Raw genomic sequence first — 17,489 nt, 5'->3', positions numbered from 1 at the left:
TCTGCGCTTTGAAGGGGCGGACATTCGCCCGGCGGGCGATGGTGGGGTGGGAAGATGCGCGCTAATACGCTTATCATGATTGTCCTCGCCGGCGTGTTCGGCGTGCTGGCGGTGGTGCTCGCCAATATCTGGCTGGCCAGCCAGCGCAATGCCATGGCGCGGACGGATGAGGTCCCGCGCGACACGGTCGTGGTGGCGGCCGTAGCTTTGAAATTCGGTGACACGCTGACCGACGACAAGTTGCGCGAAATCGCGTGGCCTGCGGGCGCGGTTCCGACCGGCGCTTTCAAGACGACCAAGGAGGCCCTGGCAGGCGACGGCACGCGGCAGGCGCTTCAGACGATCAGCGCCAACGAACCTATCCTCGCCACCAAGATCACTGGCCCGGGCCAGCGCGCCACGCTTTCGGCGGTGCTCGGCGAAGGGATGAAAGCCGTTTCCATCCGGGTCAATGATGTGCTTGGCGTGGCTGGATTCGTCTTCCCTGGCGATCGCGTCGACGTGCTGCTGACCCGCACGGTGCGTGGCGACGACGGCGCCGACAAGAGTTTTGTCGATGTGCTGCTGCAGAGCATGAAGGTACTCGCGGTCGACCAGGTTGCCGATGTGAGCAAGGACAGCCCGACAGTCGTCAAATCGGTGACGCTCGAGGCCAGCACCAAGGATGCCCAGAAGCTGACCCTCGCCGCCGGCGCCGGCCAATTGTCGCTGGCGCTTCGCCAGGCCGCCGCCAGCAAGGGCGAGACGACCGAACGTGTCACGCTCGCGGACCTGACTGGCGAAACGCCGGACGATGTTGCGAAGCGGCAGGCCGAACTCGACAAGAAGGCAGCGGCCGAAGCCGTGGCCGCCGAGGAGCGCAAACGCGCCGACGACAAGATCGCGGGGTTGGCCCAGGCCGTGGACCGGGTCGGAAACAAGCTCGACCAGTTGAGCAAGGTAAAGCCGGTGCCTGTTGTGGCGTCGGCGCCCGAGGTGCACGAGGTCGTCAAGGAAGTGGTCAAATATGTTCAGCCCGCTCCGCCGGCACAGGTGACAGTGGGCGTTTTCCGGGGCGTGAAGCTCGAGACATATGACGTGCCGCGACAACCATAACAAAGGCGCGGCGAACGAAATGGGGCTGCCGCCGGCAGCGATCGGGGAGACGGGGATGCAAGATTTCTGGAGGATAGCGGCGGCCGCGTTGTCTTGTGTGGCGACGCTGTTGCTATCGAGCCTCACGGCCGATGCGGCCGACCGCTTCATCGACGTGTCGAACCCCAGCGTCCATCGTGTTTTCCTGCCGATGTCGCAATCGGTGACGATCCAGGTGAATGCCAACCTCGGCGACATAGTCGTCGGCGACGAGAAGATCGCCGATGCGCAGCCGATGACCGACCGCACGCTCTATGTCATCGGCAAGGGCGCCGGCACCACCACGGTCAATCTCTTCTCCACGGACAAACGTTCGCTCGGCGTCATCCAGATCGAGGTCGGCGTCGATGTCAGCGATATGGCGGCGGCGATCCGCCAGGTTTCGCCAAGGTCGCGTATCGAGATCGGCTCGGTCAACGGCCGGGTGCGGCTTGGCGGTCATGTCAAGGACGGCGCCACGCTTGCGGCAATCATGGAGGTAGCCCAGCAATACGGTCCAGACGCCATCATCAACGCCGTCACGGTGGACGACAGCCAGCAGGTCAACCTCGAAGTGCGCGTGCTCGAGGCGAAGCGCAATGCCGGACGCGACCTCGGTGTGTCGATCAAGAGCACCAACAGTCGGGGCACGACCCGGGTCGGAACTGGTATTGCCACCGTGGACAAGGACGGGGCGGAGCTCGGGGCAGGCGACCTTGTCAGCGGTCTGCTTTCGAACAGCAATCCCTTCGCAGCCTTGATCACGCGCGTCATCGACAGCAACATCAAGGTCGATCTGATCATTGAAGCCCTTGAGGCCAAGGGCGTGGTGCGCACGCTGGCAGAGCCGAACCTGACCACGCTCTCCGGCGAGGCGGCCAGCTTCAACGCCGGCGGCCAGGTCCCCATCCGCAGCGTCGACGCCAATGGCCAGGTCCAGATCGAGTACAAGCAGTTCGGCGTCAATCTGAATTTCACGCCGATCGTGCTCGCTGACGACAAGATCCACATCAAGCTGGCACCGGAGGTCAGCGACCTGACCGGCTTCACCACCGCCGGCGATCCGATCTTCACCAACCGCAAGCTGGAAACCGTCGTCGAACTGCGCGATGGCCAGAGCTTCGCGGTCGGCGGGCTTCTGTCCAGCAAGACCACCAAGCTGCAGAACCAGGTGCCATGGCTCGGCCAGGTACCCGTCATCGGGACGCTGTTCCGCAATTCCAGCAACCAGAAGGAAGAAACCGAACTGGTTGTCATCGTCACGCCGCATCTCGTGCGGCCGGTGAAGCCCGGCGAGCAACTGGCGACGCCGCTCGACAAGACCCGGCCCGCCAACGATCCCGAATTCTTCGTGCTCGGCCAGCTCGAAGTCAACAAGGACATGATACGGAAATACGAGACGGGCGACGGCGTCACCGGCCCCTATGGCCATATGCTCGACTTCAAATCGAAGGACAAGATGCTTTATGTCAAGAAATAGCGCCTTGATCCTCATTCTGTGTGCCGGGTCGCTTTCGGGCTGCGCCGCGGACTATCTGAACCATTACGACACCGTGACCTTGGCCGCCGGCGACACGCAGAAGTTCAACTCGATGCTGCAGACGGTCGATCCGCTCAATCCGGCCTCCAGGAACACGCATATCGAAGGCGACGGCACGCGCGCTGCCGCCGTTGCCCAAAATTACAAATTCCCGCCGCCACCGCCGCCGCCACCAGCCATCACGGTCAATGTCGGCGGGTCGGGCGTGACAAAGCAGTGAACTGAACGAAAGGATGCGGAGGGCGCCGGGCATGCGAGGGCCCTTGCGCAAGAGAGCAGAGAGAACGGTCATGTTGAGGACCATTCGTGCCTTCTGGAACGATCAACGCGGCATCGCGATGATCCTCGTCGCCATCATGATCCCGGTGCTTATCGGCTTTGCGGTGCTGGCGATTGATGTGAGCCGGCTCAACGGGCTTCATAATGACCTGCAGAAGGGTGCCGATGCGATGGCGCTCGCTGGCGCTGGAGAGCTCGACGGCAAGACGGACGCCATCGTGCGCGCCGACCGCGCCCTAGCCACTCTGGTGCTCGGCAACACCTACTTTTCCTCCGATGCCGCCGGCGGCCCCCAAGCTCTACTACGAGCCGGCGTGACGAGACGCTATCTTCGTTCCATCCCCGCCAGTGACGAGACGGCAATAGGAGCTGCGGACGTCATCACGGATGAGGTTGCCGGTGCCAGTTCGGCCCGGTTCGTCGAGGTCACCGCTACTCCGGTCGGGTTCTCCGCGATATTCCCGGTGTCGATCGTTGGCGGCGGAAGCGGTTCGTTCAATATCGGCGCCGTTGCTGTAGCTGGCTTCAATCGTGCGGTTTGCGACTTCACGCCGATGTTCATCTGCAACCCCTATACGAACCTGGCCAATCTTGCCTCGGCAATTCAAGGGCACAAGCGGTCGATGATGGTCCTCAAGCAGCAAGGCCCCGGCGCGCAGTTTGGACCCGGTAACTACGGGTTTCTACAGACACCTGACGGCGGCACTGGCACCACGGAAATCACACAAATGGTCGCGGCCGTAAGCCCGAAGGCATGTTATAGCCAGAACGGCGTCCGTACCGGCCCAGGCAACAGACCGCCGATCAATGACGGCTTCAACACACGATTTGACATCTACCCCAATGGGAACGGCAGCGGCGTCGATCCTGTTACCGATCCGCCCGCACCAAACACAATCAAGGGCATGGTGACCGACGTGAAGGGCAAGAATTGCGGTTACGTCGCCCCGAGCGGCACCCAGCTGTCGAGCTACAAAGCCCTTCCGCAGGATACTTGCCTTCCGAACTGCACGTCACCGCAGCCGGACCGGTTGGGTGACGGCGACTGGGACCGCAAGGGGTACTGGAACGTCAACCATACCCCGGCAATCACTTCATGGCCGCCTGCCGGCACTGGACTAGACGCTAATGCGAGCCGCTATGAGGTCTATCAATGGGAACTGCAGAACCTTGCCAACCACGGCGCAGAACCCGTTACCCCGGCTTGTAATACCTCTTCGACGGACCCGGCTCGCCGGCTTGTCTATGTGGCGATACTGAATTGCGACACGACCAATGGTGGGGTCAGCGTGCAGGGCAATGGTGGCCCGTACCCTGTCGATGCCTTTGCCAGTTTCTTCCTGACACAACCGGCGGACAGTCCGCCTAATGCCAACGTCTACGGCGAGATCGTCGACATCTCGTCTCAGTGGGGCACAGGCACCCTGACCAAGTTCCAAAGAGACGAGGCGCAGCTTTACCGATGAAGCTCACTGTCCTATTCGTCCTGCTATCCTCGCCGGCGATGGCCCAGACGTCGGATGCCGGCTGTAACGCTCTAGGTGTTTCAGCCGCCGCCGCTGCATCGCAGCTTAAGCAGCCGATCGCGGTCATTGCCGGAACTGCAATTTCACGAGGTCATGCAGGTGACGACTGAAAGCCCCAAGGCAAATGCCGCCGACAGGCGGCTACCGTATGTCGCGATCGTCGACTGCACGGCCAACAATGTTCACGGCGGCGGACAGACCTTGCCCGTGCAGGCATTTGCGAGTGTGTTCTTGACGGAGCCGGCCGGGGGGCCACCCAACGCCGACATCTATGGCGAGATCGAGGATATCAGCACTGTCGCCGGCCAAAACACGCTGAAGAAGCTGCAGCGTAACGAAGCGCAATTGTACCGGTAGCGCCATGTTCATCGCACTCAGACAATTCCTCCGGCTGTTCCACCACGACGAACAAGGCGCTGCCCTGGTCGAGGTGGCGATCGTTACGCCATTCGTATTGCTGCTGTCGGCCGGTGTCTTCGAGTTCTCGAACATCTTCAACACGCGCCTGCTTCTCGAAGCCGGCGTAGAGGATGCCTCTCGCTATATGGCGCGCTGCAGCAGTGACTGGAACACTTGTTCGGGATTGGCAAAAAATCTGGCAGTGAATGGGGCCATCACGAATGGTAGCGCGAGGGTTACCGGGTGGACCACGAGTCAAGTCACCATCAGCAAGACATCGACCGCGGCGATCGATGCCGCGACCGGTACCCAGCTTTATCTCAGCAGCACCGGCACCGTCGATGTCGTGCAGGTCAGCACCGCATATCCGTACCCTACTCTGGGCCTCTGGTCCTATCTTGGCTTCGGCGCCCTCACGCTTTCGGTACTCCATCAGGAGCGTGTCTTCGGATGGTGATGTCGCACGACACGTTCTGGAGAAACCAATCCGGCGCGACAATGGTCGAGATGGCCATTGCAATGCCGCTGCTGCTGACGCTTCTCCTCGGCTTCGTCGACTTCGGCTACGCCTTCTACCAGTGGAACGCCGGCAACAAAGCGGTGCAGGCCGGCGCCAGGCTGGCGCAGATTTCCGCTCCGATCGCCAGCGGACTTCTGCTCGAGGCAAAAACACCCAGCGACTCACTGGATGTGGGAAAAGCGGTTCCAGCCAACACCTACAGCTACATCTGTACGGCCAATGCCGCCGGAGTTGTATCCTGCACCTGTGGAACAGGCGCTACATGCCAGAACCTCAATGTGAGCCAAGCCGCTTTCGATTTTATTTTTAGTGGCAGCAGCACACGGCCGGGAATGCTGACATTCCTGCCAACTCTTCTGAAATCCGAGGTCCAGATTCAGTACCAGGCTTCGGGCCTCGGTTACTGGACGCGCCCCAACGGAGCGGTACCGACGATCACCGTCAGCGTTGTCAATCATCCCTTCCAGTTCTTCTTTCTGGCCGGGTTTCGCGGATTCGGAACCATCACCATGCCCTCGATGCTGAGCACGGTCACGGGCGAAGACATGAAGAGCACGTATCCATGAATGCCATCAACACCAAGGTCCTGCCGACCAAGCGAAAGCAGGTCGCGCTGTTTTCGTCGGATCCGAATTTCAAGCGGGATGTCACAACGCGGCTCGATGCGCTGGCGATCTATGACGTGCGGATCTCGGAGACCGGTGATTTCCTCAAGGGGCCGCCCGCCGATACGCGCCCGGGCATCGTCATCCTCGATCTCGGCGATGGCGAATTGCTCGCCAGCCCTGGCATCGTCGAGGCGCGCGCGCTGTGGGCGACCGTGCCGCTGATTGCGGTTTCCAATGAGCTGACGTCGGAGCAGACGCGCGTGCTGGTGCGCATGAACGCCTCCGACTGGCTGCACAAGCCGCTCGACGGCAAGGAACTGCTCAACGCCGTCACCTTCCACGACACTGGCAGCCAGGGAGCGAAGAGCCGCATCATCACCTTCATCAGCGCCAGCGGCGGCGCGGGTGCCACGACGCTTGCGCTCTCGGCGGCGGAGTTCCTGGCCTCGAAATCGGCCGAACGCGCGGCTTCGACCTGCCTGGTCGATCTCGATTTCCAGAGCGCCAATTGCGGCGCCTATCTCAACCTGTTCAACCAGTTCGATCTTGCTGGCATAATCGGCCAGCCGGATCGGCTCGATGTCGAACTCATGGACGTCATCAAGCTGTCGCGACCGTCCGGCCTTACCCTCTATGCCTTCGAGCGGCCGCAACTGCCTTTCGAGGCGCAGGGCAGCGATTTCGTCTTCCGGCTGCTGGACCTCGTCGCCTACCGGTTCGACGACATCGTCATCGACCTGCCCAACCTCGAAACGCCCTGGCACGATTCCGTTCTGTCGACGAGCGACGAGATCTTCATCGTCTTCGAACTCAATGTCGCTTCGCTGCGGCAAGGCAAACGGCTCTACAAGAAGATCCGTGAGCTGCGCGGCAATGCCGTCAACATCACCCTGGTGGCCAACAAGCACAAGCGCAAATGGTTCGGCAACCACTTCTCGCGCAGTGAGCTGGAGAAGATCTTCAAGGCGCCGCACATCAAGTCGGTCGCCCTCGACAATGCGCTGCTGGCCGACGCCTTGAACCGCGCGATGCTGCCGTCGGAAGTGGATGGGCGGGCGCGCTTCAACAAGGATCTGAAGAAGATGTTCCGGGAGCGGCTCGGCGATGCGGCCCGCTAGCCATCCCCGCTTTCGGCTGACGGCCTGCTGGCTTGTCGGCCTGGCGCTGGTGCTTGCCGCCGCACAGATCGCGTCGGCGGGCAGCCGCCCGCCATTGCCGGCCATGGGTCCCAGCCTGCGCAAGATGGTGGCGTTTCCCACCGCCGAGAACGTTGGAACCATCATCATCCGCAAGCAGGAAAAAGCGCTCTACCTGGTGACCGGCCAGGGCAAGGCGCTGCGCTACCAGATCAGTGTCGGACGGGATGGATTTGGCTGGACGGGTACGGTCCAGGTGGGTGCAAAGACGGAATGGCCCGAATGGCGGCCGCCCCGGGAAATGCGTGCGCGGCAGCCGGAGTTGCCGGAGATGGTTCCCGCGGGGCCGTACAATCCGCTCGGCGCCAGGGCGCTCTACCTGCTACGGGATGGTCGCGACACGCTGTATCGCATCCATGGCACCAACGACCCTTCCGGCGTGGGTTTCGACGGGACGTCGGGCTGTTTTCGCCTGACCAATACCGATGTCATCGATCTTTTCAGGCGCGTGCCGGTCGGCACCAAGGTGGTGGTCCAATGACGACGATCAGCGATCCGGACGAACTGGTGGCAGCGGTAGAACCGTTATTGCTCGACAAGGAGAAGAGCCGGTCCAGACTTGCCGTTGCCGTTTGTGTCGGCCTGACGCTGTTTGCTCTTCTGAACGCCACCGCGGCCGTCTATCTCTATCGTGGCATCAACGACCTGCGCGCGCTTGAGGCGCGGCTGGAGGACCTCGGCCAGTTCGAGCAGCGAATGAGCGCGCGGCTGGATACGGTCAACAACGGATTTCAAAGCCGGTTCGAGGCGTTGGATGATCGGCTGCGGGCGAGCTTCGGCGAGGTCAACGCCAACATCGCCCGGCAGGCACCGGAAATGTCGGGAAATCACGGTGGCGACGAGCCGCGCGTCGTGGAGCTTTCCCCGCCCGTCGAAGCGCCGGCGGCAGTTGCCAGTGCCTCCGAACCGGACGCCCAGCCTGCCGTCGAGGACCTGCCGCGGGCGCCTCGAAGGAGGCCGGCTCCGGCGGTGCCTCCGGCGCCAAGCTCCAACTACCAGCGGATCGTATCCCCCGAGGGCAAGGTCACCTATCACAAGATAAACTGATGCATTGCCGCCCAAAAGTGATCTCGGTTTTGGGACAACGGCATGCATGGAAACAAAAAACTGGAGCGCGTCGTCTGAAGCCGTTTCGGCGCGACGCGGTTTAGGGTCTGCACAGGCGGTACAGCGCGGCGAACGGCCGGCGCCCGACTAGAAATCTCTCTGCAGTGCCAGAACCCGGACACGCCGCGATTCAACGCGCATCCTGAGCTCACCCAGATAGGCAAAGTGACAATAGGCGCACGTCGCCACTCCCATGACCGACAGCAGGCCGTTCAGCCAAGTGAAGTCCATCACCAGTGAGAATTGAAAACCGCTCGGCGCCGTAAACGCGGCAATGGTGCTTGCGGTCTGCGAGTGGCCGCCGATGAAAATCATCGATGCCGCGACGATCAAGGTGCCATGGTTGGCAAGAAAGAAAGCCGCCGAGCTTCTGGCCCGACATGCCACCCAGCAGACTCCCAGGACGGCGCCCAGCAAGGCAAAGTCCAGGCCCATCGACCCCGCCAGATAGAAATCGACCTGTTGCCAGAACATGCCGGACGACGGGTGCAAGGCAAGCCAGATCCTCCACATATTGGCGCTTGCTGGATAGGTTCCGAGCAGGACCGTGGCTGTTCGCTCTGTCGCCAGGATCAGCAGGACAAAAGCCGGAAAGGCGAAAAGTAAGAGTGGTTTGCGCTTCATGATGCCTCCCAATCTGGCGGCAGATTACGCCACATGGGTTGCGCGAGACTTAACGGGACGTTTTGCATTTGTATCGGCAACCGTCGGCAAGTGCGGGCGAAGATCCCCTCCGCGTACCACCGGGAATCTGCTGCCAAGAACTTCGCGCTTTCTTGCAGCGCCCTTGTTCACGCCGGCGGCCTTCACTCACAACCTCAGCGGGTCCGGGGTATGTGCCATTTTTGCTACATTCCCCAAACTTATGCTCGGAATCGCCCCTCCTAGTATAACTAAATCAGTAAATACTAACGCAATATGCGATTTTGCCGGATATTGAGCAAAGCCAGCTGGGGTAGTTTGGGTTGCAGCGCTCTTCAAAAAAGGCGCGGGAAAACGTGGGTGGGAAAATGAAGACGACAGGTTCTTCGACCATTGGCAAGCGCCTTGGTCTTTTGGTAACGGTATCGCTTCTGGCTTGCGGCAGTGCCGATGCCCTGACGCTGAAGGAGGCCATGGCGGTCGCCGTGGAGTCCAATCCCGAGATCGGCCAGGCCATCGAAAACCGCGAGGCGATCGAATTCGAATTGCGTCAGGCGAAAGGGCTCTATCTTCCCAGTGTGGACGTGGAGGCATCCGCCGGGGCTCGCCGCCTGGACAACTCGTCCCGCCGCGCGCTTTCCATTGACAAGGACAGCCTGTATCCATCCGAGGCCGATCTCGTGGTTTCGCAGACGGTCTATGACAGCGGCGCAAGGCGGGCCGAGATGAACCGTCAAGCCTCGCGGGTCGATGGCGCTTCGTTCCGCGTGCTGGAGCGGTCCGAATTCATCGGGCTCTCGGTTGTCCAGGACTATCTTGAATATATGCTGCAGGCTTCAATCGTCACCGAAGCGAAGAAGAACCTGGGGTTCCATCAAGCAATTCTCCACGACATCAAGGAAGGCATTGCGGGCGGCGGATTGAACGAAGCCGATCGGCAACAGGCCGAGGAGCGGCTGTTTGCGGCCAAGGCCCGCATGCAGGAAGCCTCGGAAGAGCTGGAGGCTTCGAGGATACGGTTCTTCAAGACTGTCGGGAAGCCGCTGACCAATGCGTCGAGGCCAGGCGATGTTTCCGTTGCGCTGCCGAAGTCGCTGGATGATGCGCTGGGCCTGGCGCGGCAGAACAACCCGCGCGTCCACATGGCCAACAGCGATATCGACGCTGCGGCCTCGCTGGTCGACGCGGCCCGGGCCAAGTACGGCCCCTCGATTGTCGCCGAAGGCACTGCACGGGCCGGATACGATATCGACGGCGACAATGGCGACACATCCGACCTTCAGGCGCGCCTGGTGTTGCGCTGGAACCTCTACCGGGGCGGGATAGACAAGGCCAATGAGCAGGAGCAGATCCGTCGCACCAGCGAACAGCGGCTTGCCCTGCATCAGGTCCTGCGCGAAATCGAGGAGGCTGTCCGCACTTCGTGGGATCGCCGCTTCCGGCAAGCCGATCTGGCAAAGACCCTGAAGCTGCAGGCCGCCACCAATGAGAGGCTGGTCGCGTCGTATCGCGAACAGTTCAAGGTTGGGCAGCGCTCGCTGCTCGACGTGCTTGACGCGCAGAATACGCGTTTCAACACGGCGACGCTGGCCGATACCGCCTCCTATGCCTCGCTGTTCGCCCAATATCGCCTGCTGGCAGCGACGGGACAGCTTCTGAAGACGATGGATATTCAGCCGGCCAAACAGGCCACGGCCTATGCGCAGACAGAGTTTGCCGTTCCGCCGACAGCGGACACCGAAACCTATGCACGGACGCCGTCGGAGCAGAAGAACGATCTGCCTTTCGACATTCTTGCCCCGGTAAGGAAGAAATGAGGTTTGACTGAAGTCCTGGCGGACGGGTCGTGAACAAGCAGCCAAATATCCTGACCCCTAAAGAGGCCTTCAAGGCCTGCTTTTCGGCGGTTGCCGCGTATCTCGGCCGGCCGAGCGCGGAAACCGTGCTTTTTGCCGGGGTGCCTGTTTCAGAGACGCGTATCGAGATCGCCGAGATCAGGCATCTTGCCGAGCGCATCGGCCTCGAGGTCAAGGAGTTCAATCACCGCGACTTCCTGAGCGGTCGTGTCGATCTTCCGGCGATTCTCTTCCGTGCCAGTCAATTGCCCATCGCCCTGCTGTCGGAAATCGACGGTGGAGACTATCTCACCGCCCCGCAGGAAGACGGGCGCACGACCATCGGCAGGTCTGAACTGGCCGCGAGTTACATCAGCGGCGGCGCGTCCTTCTCGATCACCTACGCCAACGCCACCGAGGCAATGAACGTCGGTTCGGCGCAGAAAATCGAACGGCGCCATTGGCTGACGGGTACGATGGGCGCTTTCTGGCGCACCTATTCGAAGGTCGTCCTGTCGGCGATATTCATCAATCTTCTGGCCATTGCCTCCCCGATCTTCACCATGAACGTCTATGACAGGATATTGCCCAACAAGGCGATATCCACGCTCTGGGTGCTGGCGATCGGGATCGGCGCCGTCATCCTGTTTGACCTGCTTCTGAAGACGGCGCGGGCTTCGCTGATCGACTATGCCGGACGAAAGGCGGATCTCCGGATATCGTATCTTTTGTTCGAAAAGGTGCTCAACTCGTCGCTGTCGGCGCGCCCCGGCTCGACCGGCGAATACGCAAATCGGGTCACTCAATATGAGTTCGTGCGAGAGTTCTTTACCTCGAACACCATCAGCGTCTTCATCGATACGGCCTTCGTCTTCGTCTTTCTGCTCGTCATCTACGCGATCGGCGGATGGCTGGTAATCATACCGGCGCTGGCCTTCGTCGCATCCGTCATAGTCGGCCTTGTCACGCAGCGGCGCATCGGCAAGCGGGTGGCCGCCTCGATGAACGAGGCTTCGCAACGCCAGGCCCTGCTGGTCGAGTCCATTTCCACACTGGAAACAATCAAGTCGCTGCGCGCCGAAGCGTATCTCTTGAGGAAATGGGGCGAGCACTCGAAGAACGCCGCCAACACATCCGAGAAGATCAAGCAGCTTTCGGCGGCCGCGGGAAACATCACCCAAGCCATTCAGCAGCTGGTGACCGTCGCTCTGGTCGTGGCTGGCGCCTATGCCTTTTCCGAAGGGCACGTCTCGACAGGAGCGATCATAGGAACGGTGATGCTGGCGAGCCGTGCCGTGGCTCCGCTCGGCCAGATCGCAATCACCCTGTCCAGGTTTCGCCAGGCCATGCTCTCGTTGAGGATGGTGAACTCGATCATGGCTCAGCCGGAGGACCGGCCGGACACGGTTGGCTTCGTCAACCGCCCCATCCGCAACGGCGCGATGGTGTTCAAGAATGTCGGGTTCGTCTATCCCGGTTCGGAAAACGAGGTGTTGTCCGGCCTGAATTTCCCGGTGAAACCGGGAGAGCGGATCGGCATCATCGGCCGTATAGGATCGGGCAAGACGACGATGGGGCGGCTGATCGGCAGGCTTTTCCTGCCGACCTCTGGAGAGCTTTTGCTGGATGGCATCGATATCCGCCAGTATCACCCTTCGGAGGTGCGCCGCGCCGTAGGCATTGTCGCGCAGGCGGGCGATCTGTTTTCGGGCACCATCAAGGAAAACCTCCTGATGGCACATCCGGAAGCAACCGACGAGCAGATCATCGAAGCCGCCAAGGCCGCCGGCGTCGATGAATTTGTCTCTCGCCACCCGCGCGGCTACGACATGAATGTCGGCGAGCGAGGCACCAATCTCTCCGGAGGTCAGAGACAGACCGTGGCGATTGCACGACTGCTGCTGACCAAACCGAAAATTGTCTTCTTGGACGAGCCGTCGGGCTCGATGGATCTGGCCTCGGAGCGGCAGCTGATAAAGCAGCTCAAATCGGCTTTTGACCGGGATACGACGCTGATCGTCTCAACCCACCGCTTCAGCATGCTCGAGTTGGCCGAACGGCTAATTGTCATCGATCAAGGCCGGATCGTTGCCGATGGACCGAAAGAACAAGTCATTCAAGCGCTGCAGAAAAACAGCGCCTGAAGAAGAGAACCATGTCGAGCCCGGTCTCGACGTAATGGGGCATGGGAAATGCTTGCAAGGGAAGACCGCCCGCCGCTTTTTGCGACGGCGTCCATATTCATCATAGCGGCGCTCTTTGTCGCATTTATTGCTTGGGCGTCCTTTGCCGAGGTGGACGAAATCGCGCGCGGTGACGGCAAGGTCATACCGGCCTCGAAGACCCAGATCATTCAAGCCAGCGAGCCGGGTGTCGTTCAGGAAATAGCGGTGCAGATCGGCCAAATCGTCAAAAAGAACGATCTTATCATACGCCTCGACAACACGTTGAATACCTCCAGTCTCGGTGAACAGCAGGCGAAGGCGCGTGCGCTTGAAGCGCGCATCGCCAGGCTCAAATACGAACAGACCGGCAATCTCGCGGGCTCGTTCCCTTGCCCCCAGGACATACAGTCGGTTGCTCCGCAGATTTGCGACAATGAGCAAAACCTGCTCGTCGCCCGGCGCGAGAACTTTGACAACAAGCTGTCAGTACTCAAGTCGCGCCTCGACCAGCGCCAAAGGGAACTGGACGAGGCGAACGCCAATTCCGAGCGCCTGATCAAGAACCTGGCGGTAAGCGACCAGCAGACGAAGCTGGTCGAGTCGATGGCAAAGAAAGGCTTGATGGCCAGAACCGAGCAGCTGAAGGCCGAGCAGCAGCAAACCGAACTCAACGGCCAGTTGAATTTGGCCGGCGAGACGATAAGGAAAGCCAAGTCGGCGATCACCGAAGCCCAGCTCCAGGTCGATGAGCTGGGCCTGCAGTTGAAGCAGGAAGCGCTGGGTGATCTGACACAGGCGCTCGCTGATCTTTCGGTGGTGGATGAGACCATCCGCGGTGCAACCGACAAGGTCGCACGCACCGACATCCGCTCTCCCGTGGACGGCATCGTCAACACGCTGGAGCTGAACACGGTTGGCGCCTTCGTGCAGCCAGGGGCCATCGTTGCCGGAATCGTGCCCACTTCCGAGACATTGCTGGTCGAAGCGCGTGTTTCACCACGCGACGTCGCCTTTATCCGCCCGGATCAGGATGCCCTGATAAAGGTCACCGCCTACGATTTCTCGATCTTCGGCGGCATCGAAGGCAAAGTCTCCAACATCACCGCGGACAGCCTTGTCGACCAGAAAACCGGAGAGCCGTACTACCAGGTTCGTGTTGCCACCGAAAAGTCGACGCTTGAGAGAGATGGAAAGGCCTATTCGATCATCCCCGGCATGATCTGTTCGGTCGACATCAAGACCGGACGCAAGACAATCCTGACCTACCTTTTGAAACCGATCAACAAGGCGCGAGAGGAGGCAATGAGTGAACGATAGCGTCGCCTCCTCCCCTCCACCCCAAGGTGCCCGGCCGCTCCTGCCCCTCGCAACAGAGGATTTTGGGCTGGAATTCCGGGTTGTAACGCGCGGTGGCGTACGGCGCGGCATACGGCTGGAGCGGGCTTTCTGGATTTCGCTCAAGCAGATGGCGGAGAACAGGCGATGCACGATCGGTATGCTGATTGACGAAATCGCTGGCAATCACTCCGAGACGGGAAACCTGACGTCGGCAATCCGGGTGGCTTGCATACGCGCACTTGCGAACGAAAACCTGACTTTGCGCAAGCTGGCATCGATCAAAACAGTCAACGCCATTCTGGTCGCTTGTCCCTCGCCCGCCTTCGCTCTTGCATCGTCGAAGAAGATCCTGACGTTCAATGCGGCTTTCCAGCAATTGGTCAAGCGTCAGCTGCCCATGACGCCGAACGATGACGCGCGCCAAGACCTCAAGCTGGCATTGGACATCGGTGTCGCCGACATATTCGCGCGCCTCGACGCCAACGGCGAAACCCCGGTGACAAGCGGCTTCGTCATTGGCGCCGGCGAACGTCGCTATCGAGGCCAGTTGAACGCGGTGCGCGCGCCTGTGCTGGAGCCCGAATTGTTGATGGCGTTTGTCTTCAACGGCTGACTGCTCAATGCGGATTGGAGGCGTCCGCCCTGGCTGTCACTGACCATCCGTCAAACCCTCGCCGGGTGCGACCGACTGGAAGTTACCCTTGAGGTCGGCCACTTGCGCGGCACCGGCTTTCGTCCCGTGAATCCAGGCCCGGTCGGTGCTGAACGAATACAGCGGCTGATAGTCCGGGAGGTCGCTATCCCTGAGGACCTTGTTGCCAAGGCTGTCCAGAATGAACGCGCCGCTTGCGGTGCTCACCGCAAGCACGGCATGAAAGAACCTGCGCTTGCGATCCTGGAGCACCACCAGCGACATGCTTTGCGCCGGAATACCCGCCTGCAGCAACGCCGTCATCTTGAGAATGGCAAAATCCTCGCAGTCGCCAGCGCGATTTGCAAGAACCTCCGAAGGTTTCGCCCAATAATCAAGCTTGCCGTATACGTCGATGTCGCTTTTGTAGGCGATGAAGTGATTGATGCTGCTGTTGACGAACGACAGTTTTTCGCTGAAGGGCTTGCCCCGGGCGATCGAGACGATGTTGGCGAAAATCTGGCTCTTGCGTCCGCAATCGCTGTCCGGCGTGCAACTGGATATGGCCTGGTAGACGGGTGCCCAGCGCGCCGAAACGGGAAAATTATGCATGGACAGGGCAACCGACCCGAACACACCCGGGATGATCGTCGCCGTCTGCATGGGGTCGATACCGGGGTTGTCCTGCGCCGTCGACGTGCCGATTCCACTATCCGCGGGAACGCGACCGTAGCCGTTCAAAGCAATGCCGATCTGGCCAATGCTGAGCTGGCCAATGCTGATCTGATAAGACGCGGCGGGCTGCCAGGATTGATACCGCTGCAGGGAGATGCCGCCGAGACAAGGCGGCGCCTGAACCGTCTCCAGGGCCGGCTTCCAGGGAAGGGAACCCTTGAAAACCTGGCCGGCAAGGGCCGGCTGCACCAGGCCCGCGAGGCCAGCCGCCAGCAGGAGCAGTTTGATTCGGGTTGTTCCCGGAACATTTTTTTGTTTTTTCATAACGCCCACCTTTGACTGTGGACGCTACCAACCCTGTCTCAAATTACTGGAAAGGAAGGTGGGTAACTTTCCAAAAATATGCATCAGCTATTTTGTGTAAAATTTTATTCACATTTATACTTCTGTTTACCAAAACACCCCACCGGTACCGACTACCGAACTCATCCTCTCAGGTGAGATATAACTCATTATATGTAGGCCATTTACCAAGCGTAAAAAAGCTTATCGAAGGCATATCCAAATATATAGAATAGATTGACGGACCGTTGCAAAAACGACGCATCGCCTGTCTCTTTCCGGGAAATGCCGGAGGGGTTTTAGCTATGGCGACCAGTATTGAGTTGGACAACGTTTCGGGTTCGTGGGACGAGCATCACGTCTCCGGCGATCATCATGATCTGACAGCGCAGGTGCAGATTGCTCAAGCCGCCCCGGCGGACCAGGCAGCGGCGCCGGCTCAAACCGCACCGGCCGCGGCCGAACCCGTGCCGGTCGATGTCGGTGGCGGCGCGCCCGTGAATGCTCCACCGGCGGCAAATATCCCGCATGAATACGCCGCCGACGCGAGCAACATCGTCAAACTCCCGGCCAATGTTTCGATCGACAACATCAAGGTCGACGGTCACAACCTCTTGCTTGAACAGGCGGACGGCTCCGTCATCGTCATCAAGGACGGCGCCTTGAATGTGCCGACCTTCGTCATCGGTGACGTCGAGGTGCCGCGCGTTGCCTTGATCGCGGCGCTTGAGGCAAGCCACATCGATGTCGCCTTCGGCGCGGACGGGTCGATCTCGGCTGGCGGAAATGGCTCGCAAAGCAGCGCTGGTGGAAATTTCGAACAGCCTGCCGGCGGCATCGGCGACGGATTTGGACTGTCGGCATTGCTGCCGCCAACCGACCTCCAGTTCGGGCAGCCGGATAACCGCGAGCTCTTCACGGGCCTTGTCAGGCCAAATTCCATACCGTCGATCGGGCTCGTCGGGGAGGCGACCGTCTCCGAAGCTGGCCTGCCTGCACACAATGGCGAACCCGCCGGTTCGGCCTTTGGTTCCAATTCGGAGATGACCTCCGGGACTATCGGCTTCACGTCGCCCGACGGCGTATCGCAGGTCACGCTCGGCGGCCATGCCCTGACTACGGTGCCGCAGACCTTCACCGACGCCACGGGTTCGCTGACGGCGAGCTATGCCTTCGATGCCGCCACCGGTATCGGCACGATCAATTACTCCTATACACTTGCCAACAACACCTCTGGCGACAACACGAGCGTCACTTTCGTGGTTGGCGTGACGGACGCCGACGGCGATGCGGCGCCTCCCGGCAACCTGACCATCACCATCGTCGACGACGCGCCGGTCGCGCATGCCGACGCGCTGACGATCGCGGCGGCGGACTTTGCCGGCCATGGCGGCAACGTCATCACCGGCGCCGGCGAGGACAGCCCGGCCGCTGGGGCCGACGTGCAGGGCGCCGACGGCGCCAGCGTCACCTCGGCCTATGGCAAGGACGGCGCAGGCTCGGCGCAGGCCGTGACGGCCGGCGGCGTGTCGGTCGCGGGCCAGTACGGCACGCTGCTGCTGCACGCGGACGG

16 protein-coding genes and 1 pseudogene are annotated in these 17,489 nt (G+C 60.9%); 15 read left to right on the top strand and 2 right to left on the bottom strand.

The features are described from left to right. Positions 1 to 54: 54 nt before the first annotated feature. From cpaB to FJ548_RS16265, 10 genes are all read left to right on the top strand, one after another. Positions 55 to 1,095, top strand: a complete 1,041-nt coding sequence (gene cpaB, locus FJ548_RS16310; RefSeq protein WP_140613029.1) for a Flp pilus assembly protein CpaB — start codon at positions 55 to 57, stop codon at positions 1,093 to 1,095. Positions 1,096 to 1,150: 55 nt separating this feature from the next. Then, complete coding sequence (locus FJ548_RS16305; protein WP_140613028.1) at positions 1,151 to 2,593, top strand: type II and III secretion system protein family protein; 1,443 nt, start codon at positions 1,151 to 1,153, stop codon at positions 2,591 to 2,593. A gap of 4 nt (positions 2,594 to 2,597) precedes the next feature. Next, the gene (locus tag FJ548_RS16300) at positions 2,598 to 2,873 is read left to right on the top strand and encodes a hypothetical protein (RefSeq protein ID WP_226890433.1); all 276 of its coding nucleotides are present in this window, start codon (positions 2,598 to 2,600) and stop codon (positions 2,871 to 2,873) included. 70 nt (positions 2,874 to 2,943) lie between these two features. Then, positions 2,944 to 4,398, top strand: coding sequence for a TadE/TadG family type IV pilus assembly protein (locus FJ548_RS16295; RefSeq protein WP_140613026.1), 1,455 nt, complete (start codon positions 2,944 to 2,946; stop codon positions 4,396 to 4,398). A gap of 159 nt (positions 4,399 to 4,557) precedes the next feature. After that, complete coding sequence (locus FJ548_RS16290; protein WP_140613025.1) at positions 4,558 to 4,815, top strand: hypothetical protein; 258 nt, start codon at positions 4,558 to 4,560, stop codon at positions 4,813 to 4,815. Positions 4,816 to 4,819: 4 nt separating this feature from the next. Beyond that, positions 4,820 to 5,314 (top strand): TadE/TadG family type IV pilus assembly protein, encoded by a 495-nt coding sequence (locus FJ548_RS16285; protein WP_140613024.1) that lies wholly within the window; start codon positions 4,820 to 4,822, stop codon positions 5,312 to 5,314. Next, positions 5,308 to 5,943, top strand: a complete 636-nt coding sequence (locus FJ548_RS16280) for a TadE/TadG family type IV pilus assembly protein (RefSeq protein WP_246671627.1) — start codon at positions 5,308 to 5,310, stop codon at positions 5,941 to 5,943. The genes FJ548_RS16285 and FJ548_RS16280 overlap by 7 nt, the downstream gene beginning before the upstream one ends. Next, positions 5,940 to 7,103 (top strand): AAA family ATPase, encoded by a 1,164-nt coding sequence (locus tag FJ548_RS16275; RefSeq protein ID WP_140778399.1) that lies wholly within the window; start codon positions 5,940 to 5,942, stop codon positions 7,101 to 7,103. Before FJ548_RS16280 ends, FJ548_RS16275 begins: the two co-directional genes overlap by 4 nt. Then, a complete protein-coding gene (locus FJ548_RS16270) occupies positions 7,090 to 7,662 on the top strand; it encodes a L,D-transpeptidase (RefSeq protein ID WP_140778398.1) in 573 nt (190 codons plus the stop codon). Before FJ548_RS16275 ends, FJ548_RS16270 begins: the two co-directional genes overlap by 14 nt. Next, positions 7,659 to 8,228 (top strand): hypothetical protein, encoded by a 570-nt coding sequence (locus FJ548_RS16265; RefSeq protein WP_140761109.1) that lies wholly within the window; start codon positions 7,659 to 7,661, stop codon positions 8,226 to 8,228. Before FJ548_RS16270 ends, FJ548_RS16265 begins: the two co-directional genes overlap by 4 nt. A gap of 147 nt (positions 8,229 to 8,375) precedes the next feature. Here the strand turns inward: FJ548_RS16265 and FJ548_RS16260 are convergent, their stop codons facing one another. Next, positions 8,376 to 8,912, bottom strand: coding sequence for a hypothetical protein (locus FJ548_RS16260; protein ID WP_140778397.1), 537 nt, complete (start codon positions 8,910 to 8,912; stop codon positions 8,376 to 8,378). 386 nt (positions 8,913 to 9,298) lie between these two features. Between FJ548_RS16260 and FJ548_RS16255 the strand changes: the two genes are divergently transcribed. From FJ548_RS16255 to FJ548_RS16240, 4 genes are read left to right on the top strand one after another with little or no spacing between them, the layout of a single operon-like run. Continuing rightward, the gene (locus FJ548_RS16255) at positions 9,299 to 10,747 is read left to right on the top strand and encodes a TolC family protein (protein ID WP_140778396.1); all 1,449 of its coding nucleotides are present in this window, start codon (positions 9,299 to 9,301) and stop codon (positions 10,745 to 10,747) included. A gap of 29 nt (positions 10,748 to 10,776) precedes the next feature. Beyond that, entirely contained in the window at positions 10,777 to 12,909 is a 2,133-nt protein-coding gene (locus tag FJ548_RS16250) for a type I secretion system permease/ATPase (RefSeq protein WP_140778395.1), read from the top strand. 48 nt (positions 12,910 to 12,957) lie between these two features. Continuing rightward, entirely contained in the window at positions 12,958 to 14,247 is a 1,290-nt protein-coding gene (locus FJ548_RS16245) for an HlyD family type I secretion periplasmic adaptor subunit (RefSeq protein ID WP_140613017.1), read from the top strand. Next, positions 14,237 to 14,881, top strand: a complete 645-nt coding sequence (locus tag FJ548_RS16240) for a ribbon-helix-helix domain-containing protein (protein WP_140613016.1) — start codon at positions 14,237 to 14,239, stop codon at positions 14,879 to 14,881. Before FJ548_RS16245 ends, FJ548_RS16240 begins: the two co-directional genes overlap by 11 nt. 36 nt (positions 14,882 to 14,917) lie before the next feature. Here FJ548_RS16240 and FJ548_RS16235 read toward each other — a convergent pair whose 3' ends face one another. Further along, the gene (locus FJ548_RS16235) at positions 14,918 to 15,898 is read right to left on the bottom strand and encodes a transglutaminase-like cysteine peptidase (protein WP_140778394.1); all 981 of its coding nucleotides are present in this window, start codon (positions 15,896 to 15,898) and stop codon (positions 14,918 to 14,920) included. Positions 15,899 to 16,221: 323 nt separating this feature from the next. On the opposite strand from FJ548_RS16235, the pseudogene FJ548_RS16230 reads away from it, so the two are divergent. Then, a pseudogene (locus FJ548_RS16230) lies at positions 16,222 to 17,489 on the top strand (hypothetical protein); the annotation flags it as partial.

Source organism: Mesorhizobium sp. B2-4-17, assembly GCF_006441275.1.
Taxonomy (GTDB): domain Bacteria; phylum Pseudomonadota; class Alphaproteobacteria; order Rhizobiales; family Rhizobiaceae; genus Mesorhizobium.
This window is presented reverse-complemented; position numbering and strand designations above follow the sequence as displayed.

Coding starts and splice junctions, on each gene's coding strand:
- cpaB (WP_140613029.1), top strand. CDS start 55: ATGCGCGCTAATACGCTTATCATGATTGTCCTCGCCGGCGTGTTCGGC.
- FJ548_RS16305 (WP_140613028.1), top strand. CDS start 1,151: ATGCAAGATTTCTGGAGGATAGCGGCGGCCGCGTTGTCTTGTGTGGCG.
- FJ548_RS16295 (WP_140613026.1), top strand. CDS start 2,944: ATGTTGAGGACCATTCGTGCCTTCTGGAACGATCAACGCGGCATCGCG.
- FJ548_RS16285 (WP_140613024.1), top strand. CDS start 4,820: ATGTTCATCGCACTCAGACAATTCCTCCGGCTGTTCCACCACGACGAA.
- FJ548_RS16280 (WP_246671627.1), top strand. CDS start 5,308: ATGGTGATGTCGCACGACACGTTCTGGAGAAACCAATCCGGCGCGACA.
- FJ548_RS16275 (WP_140778399.1), top strand. CDS start 5,940: ATGAATGCCATCAACACCAAGGTCCTGCCGACCAAGCGAAAGCAGGTC.
- FJ548_RS16270 (WP_140778398.1), top strand. CDS start 7,090: ATGCGGCCCGCTAGCCATCCCCGCTTTCGGCTGACGGCCTGCTGGCTT.
- FJ548_RS16265 (WP_140761109.1), top strand. CDS start 7,659: ATGACGACGATCAGCGATCCGGACGAACTGGTGGCAGCGGTAGAACCG.
- FJ548_RS16260 (WP_140778397.1), bottom strand. CDS start 8,912: ATGAAGCGCAAACCACTCTTACTTTTCGCCTTTCCGGCTTTTGTCCTG.
- FJ548_RS16255 (WP_140778396.1), top strand. CDS start 9,299: ATGAAGACGACAGGTTCTTCGACCATTGGCAAGCGCCTTGGTCTTTTG.
- FJ548_RS16245 (WP_140613017.1), top strand. CDS start 12,958: ATGCTTGCAAGGGAAGACCGCCCGCCGCTTTTTGCGACGGCGTCCATA.
- FJ548_RS16235 (WP_140778394.1), bottom strand. CDS start 15,898: ATGAAAAAACAAAAAAATGTTCCGGGAACAACCCGAATCAAACTGCTC.